Source organism: Sphingomonas sp. UBA978 (assembly GCF_002292295.1).
Taxonomy (GTDB): Bacteria; Pseudomonadota; Alphaproteobacteria; order Sphingomonadales; family Sphingomonadaceae; genus Sphingomonas.
In genome coordinates this window covers 197,681-203,922 of record NZ_DBBS01000016.1, presented here as the reverse complement: position 1 = coordinate 203,922, position 6,242 = coordinate 197,681, and the positions used below count along the sequence as shown (strand labels likewise).

At 68.6% G+C, this 6,242-nt stretch carries 6 protein-coding genes; 2 read left to right on the top strand and 4 right to left on the bottom strand.

Annotation, left to right across the window (positions count from 1 at the left end; translation table 11 throughout):
* Positions 1–180: 180 nt before the first annotated feature.
* A complete protein-coding gene (locus B2515_RS09850) occupies positions 181–1,515 on the top strand; it encodes a NupC/NupG family nucleoside CNT transporter (protein ID WP_293876028.1) in 1,335 nt (444 codons plus the stop codon).
* 10 nt (positions 1,516–1,525) lie between these two features.
* A complete protein-coding gene (locus B2515_RS09845; RefSeq protein WP_293876027.1) occupies positions 1,526–2,872 on the top strand; it encodes an amino acid permease in 1,347 nt (448 codons plus the stop codon).
* A 21-nt stretch (positions 2,873–2,893) separates the two neighbouring features.
* Here B2515_RS09845 and B2515_RS09840 read toward each other — a convergent pair whose 3' ends face one another.
* From B2515_RS09840 to egtB, 4 genes are read right to left on the bottom strand one after another with little or no spacing between them, the layout of a single operon-like run.
* Positions 2,894–3,040 (bottom strand): hypothetical protein, encoded by a 147-nt coding sequence (locus B2515_RS09840; protein ID WP_166753169.1) that lies wholly within the window; start codon positions 3,038–3,040, stop codon positions 2,894–2,896.
* 10 nt (positions 3,041–3,050) lie between these two features.
* Complete coding sequence (locus B2515_RS09835; protein WP_293876026.1) at positions 3,051–3,920, bottom strand: 3-hydroxybutyryl-CoA dehydrogenase; 870 nt, start codon at positions 3,918–3,920, stop codon at positions 3,051–3,053.
* A 59-nt stretch (positions 3,921–3,979) separates the two neighbouring features.
* Positions 3,980–4,957 (bottom strand): L-histidine N(alpha)-methyltransferase, encoded by a 978-nt coding sequence (gene egtD / locus B2515_RS09830; protein WP_293876025.1) that lies wholly within the window; start codon positions 4,955–4,957, stop codon positions 3,980–3,982.
* The gene (gene egtB, locus B2515_RS09825) at positions 4,957–6,210 is read right to left on the bottom strand and encodes an ergothioneine biosynthesis protein EgtB (RefSeq protein ID WP_293876024.1); all 1,254 of its coding nucleotides are present in this window, start codon (positions 6,208–6,210) and stop codon (positions 4,957–4,959) included. Before egtB ends, egtD begins: the two co-directional genes overlap by 1 nt.
* Positions 6,211–6,242: the final 32 nt, after the last annotated feature.

The window sequence follows — 6,242 nt, the reverse complement described above, 5'->3', positions numbered from 1 at the left end:
ATCATCACATCAGACAGGGGGGGGGTAACGACGTGGAAAGCACCGCCAATCCGCTCTGGCCTCACGGGGGGTAACGACGTGGAAAGCACCGCCAATCCGCTCTGGCCTCACGGAAAAGCGCGTGTATGCTGGTCCGTCGCTGCCGGGGGGCCGCGGCGGTTCACTCCCGCGGGTTGATTGATGCATCGTATCCTGATCGGCGTTGCCGGTATCCTCGTCATTCTCGGCATCGCCTTCGCGCTGTCCACCGATCGCCGCGCGATCCGGCTGCGCGTCGTCGGCGCGGCCTTTGCCTTGCAGGCGGTGATCGCGACGATCGTCCTCTATTGGGGTCCGGGCCGGCAGGCGCTGGCCGGCGCCTCGGCGGGCGTGTCCGCGCTGCTGGGCTATTCGCAGAAGGGCACCGAATTCCTGTTCGGCAAGCTGGCGACGCCCGAGATCGGCGGCCAGAGCTTCGCGATCGCGGCGCTGCCGGTCATCATCTTCTTCGCCAGCCTCGTCTCGATCCTCTATTATCTCGGCGTGATGCAGCTGGTGGTGCGCTGGGTCGGCGGCGCGATCGAAAAGGTCGTCGGCACCTCCAAGGTCGAATCGCTCTGCGCCGCCGCGAACATCTTCGTCGGCCAGTCCGAATCCCCGCTGGTCATCCGTCCCTATCTCGCCGGCCTCACCCCGCCGCAGCTGTTCACGGTGATGACCAGCGGCATGGCGGGCGTCGCCGGCACGATCCTCGCGGCCTATGCGTCGATGGGCATCCGCATCGAATATCTGCTCGCCGCCAGCTTCATGGCGGCGCCGGGCGGGATATTGATGGCGAAGATCATCATGCCCGACCGCAGCGTCCCGCCCGAGGGCGAACTGCCCTTGGGCGACCTGCCCGACGAGAATCGCCAAATCCACCTCGCCGAAACCCGGATCAGCGGCGCCGGCCCTGCCGCGCTGCTGCCCGAGGGCGGCACCCCGGGCGAGCCGCTGCCCGAGGCGACGCATGACGAGGAAAAGCCCGCCAACCTCATCATGGCCGCCGCGCAGGGTGCGCAGACCGGCGTCCGCCTCGCGGTCGCGGTCGGCGCGATGGTGCTGGCGTTCGTCGCCCTGGTCGCGCTCGCCAACGGGCTGCTCGGCGGCCTCGGCAATATGGTCGGCCTGCCCGGGCTGAGCTTCCAGGGCCTGCTCGGCTATGTCTTCCAGCCGGTGATGTTCCTGCTCAACGTGCCGTGGAACGAGGCGGCGATCGCCGGCGGGCTGTTCGGCGAGAAGATCGTGCTCAACGAATTCGTCGCCTATATCGACCTCGGCCAGCAGACGACGCTGTCGCCGCGGACGGTCGCGGTGGTGACGTTCGCGCTCTGCGGTTTCGCCAATTTCTCCTCGATCGCGATCCAGATGGCGGTGACCGGCAGCCTCGCCCCCAACCAGCGGCCGATGATCGCCAAACTCGGCCTGCGCGCGCTGGCGGCGGGCAGCCTCGCCAATCTGATGTCGGCGGCGCTCGCCGGGCTGCTGATCGGCTGATCGCCCCGGCATGACCGGCCTCAGGCGGACCCTCGGGTCGGGCCAGCTCGCGATGATCGCGATCGGCGGCGCGGTCGGCACCGGCCTGTTCCTCGGCAGCGGCTTCGCGATCGGGCTCGCCGGTCCCGCGGTGCTGGTCAGTTATGCGATCGGCGGGCTCATCACGCTGGCGCTGATGGGCTGCCTGGCCGAGATGACGGTGGCGGACCCGGCCACGGGATCGTTCGGGCTGTTCGCCGAACGCTATCTCGGTCGGTTCGCGGGATTCCTCGTCCGCTATGCCTATGTCACCTGCATCATCCTCGCGATCGGGACGGAGGTGACCGCGGTCGCGATCTACATGCGCTACTGGGCGCCGGACGTGCCGGGCCTGTGGTGGATCGCCGGCTTCGCGCTGGCGCTGCTGGCGGTGAACCTCGCCAGCGTGCGCGTGTTCGGCGCGGTCGAATATGCCTTTTCCGCGATCAAGATCGCCGCGATCCTGGCCTTCGTCGCAATCGGCCTGTGGGTGATCGTCCGCAGCGGCGTCGGCCTGACCCATTACACCGCGCACGGCGGCTTCGCGCCCCACGGCATCGGCGGCATCTGGACCGCGGTGATCGTGTCGATCTTCAGCTATCTCAGCATCGAGATGATCGCGGTCGCCGCCGGCGAGGCGCGCGATCCGGAACGCGCGATCGTCCGCGCCTTCCGCTCGACGATGCTGCGGCTGGCGCTCTTCTATCTCGGCAGCCTCGCCGTCATGCTGGCGATCGTGCCGTGGACGCAGGCGGGGACGACGACCAGCCCGTTCGTCACGGTGATGCAGGCGACCGGCCTGCCCTATGCGGCGGGCGTCATCAATGCGGTGGTGCTGGTCGCGGCGCTGTCGGCGATGAACAGCCAGCTCTACACCGCGTCGCGGATGCTGTTCAGCCTAGCGGAAAGCGGCTTCGCGCCGCCGACATTGGCGCGGGTCAATGAGCGCGGCGTGCCGGTGCGCGCGCTGCTGGTGTCGGCGGCGGGGATCGGCGTGGCGGGCGGCGTCTATGCGTGGCGGCCCGATGCGGCGTTCGGGGTGATGATCGCGGTATCGATCTTCGGCGCGCTGTTCACCTGGGGGATGATCTTCGTCACCCATCTCGCCTTCCGCCGACGGCACGGCGCACCGGCGGCGTTCCGCCTGTGGGGCTATCCGTGGACCAGCCTCGCCGGCGCCGGCGCGATCCTTGCGATCCTCGCGACGACGCCGTTCACCGGGCCGTTCGCGCTGACGCTGGTGTATGGGGTGCCGTTTCTGGTGGTGCTGGCGGGGGTGTATGCGATGTGGTTTCGCACCGCCCCCCAACGATCGTCATCCCCGCGGAGGCGGGGATGACATAATGAGGATGACGATGAGCTATTCGTCCGTCCGCATCTTCACCTTGTTGGGCAGGTCCTTGCCCTTGGTCCGGCGCGAAGGCAGCTGCACCGGGTTCTTCTTCTTCCATTCCTTGTAGGTCATCGGCCCGTCGGGCGTCTCGACGATGGTGTCGTCCAGGCTCATCGCATCATCCTCAGCGCGTCGGCTCCGGCGTCGGGCCGCTGTAATCGTAGAAGCCGCGACCGGTCTTGCGGCCGTACCAGCCCGCCTCGACATATTTGACCAGCAACGGCGCCGGGCGGAATTTGGGATCGCCGGTGCCGTCGAACAACACCCGCGTGATCTCGAGGCAGGTGTCGAGCCCGATGAAATCGGCGAGCGTCAGCGGCCCCATCGGATGGTTGAGCCCCAATTGGCAGGCGAGATCGATATCGCGGATCGTCGCGACGCCTTCGCCCAATGCGAAGATCGCCTCGTTTATCATCGGCATCAGCACGCGGTTGACGATGAAGCCGGGCGCGTCGTTGGCGCGGACCACCGCCTTGCCGAGGCGGTCGGCATAATCCTCGATCGTCGCGACGGTGGCGTCCGCGGTGGCGAGGCCGCGGATCACCTCGATCAGCCCCATCACCGGCACCGGATTGAAGAAATGCACGCCGATGAAGCGCGCCGGGTCGGGCGTCGCCTGCGCCAGCCGGGTAATCGGGATCGACGAGGTGTTGGACGCGAGCACCGCATCCGCGGCGAGCACCGCGCCGACATCCTTGAAGATCGCGCGCTTGATCTCCTCGCGCTCAGTCGCCGCCTCGATGACGAGGCCGCATTCGCCCATCGTCGCGACGCCGGCGACCGGTTCGATCCGGGCGAGCGTCGCATCGCGGGTGGCGGCGTCGATCTTCTCCTTCTCGACCGCGCGCGCCAGCTGCCTGGTGATGCCGGCCTTGCCCGCCTCGGCGCGCTCCGCCGACACATCGGTCAGGATGACGCGATAGCCAGCCGCGGCCGACACCTGCGCGATACCCGCGCCCATCTGGCCCGCTCCGACGACTCCGACCGCCCGCATGTCACTCTCCTTGTCCGTTTGCCGCGCCATAGCGCCTTTCGGCGCGGCTGCCAGCCGGATCAGGGGGCCGGGCGCTCCGCCTGCGCCTCGGCGAGATAGAGCGCGAACAGGCCGTCGGGGTCGGTCCATTCGTGGATCGGCGTCCACCCGCCCGAGCGGAGCAGGATGCGGGCGTCGCGCGATCCGTATTTGTGGCTGTTCTCGGTGTGGATGCTCTCACCCGCGGCGATCGCGAACGGCCGGCCGTCGACGGTGAAGGCGACGTCGCGCGTCGCCACCAGATGCATCTCGATCCGCGCGCGATCGTCGTTCCAGCGCGCCTCGTGGGCGAAGGCGTCGACCGGGATCGTGCCGTCCAGCTCGCGGTTGATCCGTTCGAGCAGGTTGAGGTTGAACGCCGCGGTGACGCCGTCCTCGTCGTCATAGGCGGCGACCAGCGTCACCTCGTCCTTGATCCGGTCCATGCCGACGAGCAGCATCGCCCCCTCGCCCAGCGACGCGCGCATCGTGCGGAGCAGGTCGACCGCCATCAGCGGGATCATGTTGCCGATCGTCGATCCGGGGAAGAAGCCGAGCTTGGGTGTATCGGCGATCGTGTGCGGCAGGGTGAGCGGGCGCATGAAGTCCGCCTCGAACGGCAGCACCAACAGGTCGGGGAAAGCCGCCGACAGCACCCGCGACGATTCGCGCAGGAAGTCGCCCGAAATGTCGATCGGCACATAGGCGGATGGCGCGGTGCAGCGGAGCAGCACCGGCGTCTTGACCGACGAACCCGATCCGAACTCCACCACCGCGCGGCCACGGCCGGCGATATCGGCGACCTCGGGACAGATCCGCTCGAGGATCGCGGTTTCGGTACGCGTCGGATAATATTCGCGCAGCGCCGTGATGTCCTCGAACAATTCCGACCCGCGCCGGTCGTAGAACCAGCGTGCGGGGATCGCGCGTGGACGGCGTTCCAGCCCGGCGAGCACGTCGGCGCGGAACTGCGGGTCGGCCAGCGTCTGCTCGCCGTCCTCGATTTCGGGCTTCAACATCAGATGTCCTTGGCAAGCCGGACGCCGGTGAACTGCCAGCGCTGGTGAGGGTAGAAGAAATTGCGATAGCTGGCGCGGGCATGGCCGCGCGGCGTCGCGCAGCTGCCGCCGCGCAGCACGAACTGGCCGCTCATGAACTTGCCGTTATATTCGCCGACCGCGCCCTCGGCGGCGCGGAAGCCGGGATAGGGACGATAGGCGCTGCCGGTCCATTCCCAGACGTCGCCGAAGAAGGCGGGACCGCCCGCCGCCGGCCGCGGCTCGACCGTGCCGGCGTCGTCCATCTGGTTGCCGCCGGCCGGGTCATGCGTTTGCGCGGCCGCTTCCCATTCGAACTCGGTCGGCAGGCGCGCGCCGGCCCAGCTGGCATAGGCATCCGCCTCGAAGAAGCTGACATGGGTCACCGGTGCGGCGGGATCGATCGCACGACGGCCGTCGAGGCCCATGCGGGTCCAGCCGCCGTCGCGTTCCTCCCAATAGAGCGGCGCGGCGATGCCCTCCGCCTTCACCCAGGCCCAGCCGTCGGCGAGCCAGTGCACCGCGTTCCGATAGCCACCGTCGGCGATGAACGCCGCCCATTCGCCGTTGGTGACGGTGCGGTCGGCGATAGCATGGTCGACCAGCAGGCTGTCGTGCCGCGGGCCTTCGCAATCGAAGGCGAAGGCGTCGCCGTCATGGCCGACCCGCACGATCCCCGCCGGCCGTTCGATCCAGCCGATCGGGCCGGGCATCGCCACCGGCACCTTCGGCGCCGCGGGCCACACCGCCGGTTCCAGCGGATTCTCGCCGAACAGGTGGAGGATGTCGGTGACGAGCAGCTCCTGATGCTGCTCCTCGTGATGGCAACCGAGGGCGACCAGTTCCAGCGCCGCATCGGGCAGGTCGGGCAGGGCCGCCGCCAGCGCCGCATCGACGTGCGCGCGATACGCCCGCACCTCGTCCAGCGTCGGCCGGGTAATCATGCCCCGCCGGTCGCGGGCATGCCGACGCCCTTCCGCCTCGTAATAGCTGTTGAACAGGAACGGAAAGCGCGCGTCATGCAGGCGATAGCCCGGCACGTGGTCGCGCAGCACGAACGTCTCGAAGAACCAGGTGGTATGCGCCAGATGCCATTTGGTCGGCGACGCATCGGGCATCGACTGGACGGTGGCATCGGCATCGGACAGCGGCGCAGCGAGCGCCAGCGTCAGCGCGCGAACCTCGTCGTAGCGACGCGCGAGTGGCACGACCGGCTGGGGGGCGACCTTCAACATGACAAACCTTCCCCCGCGTGCCTGAACGCAAG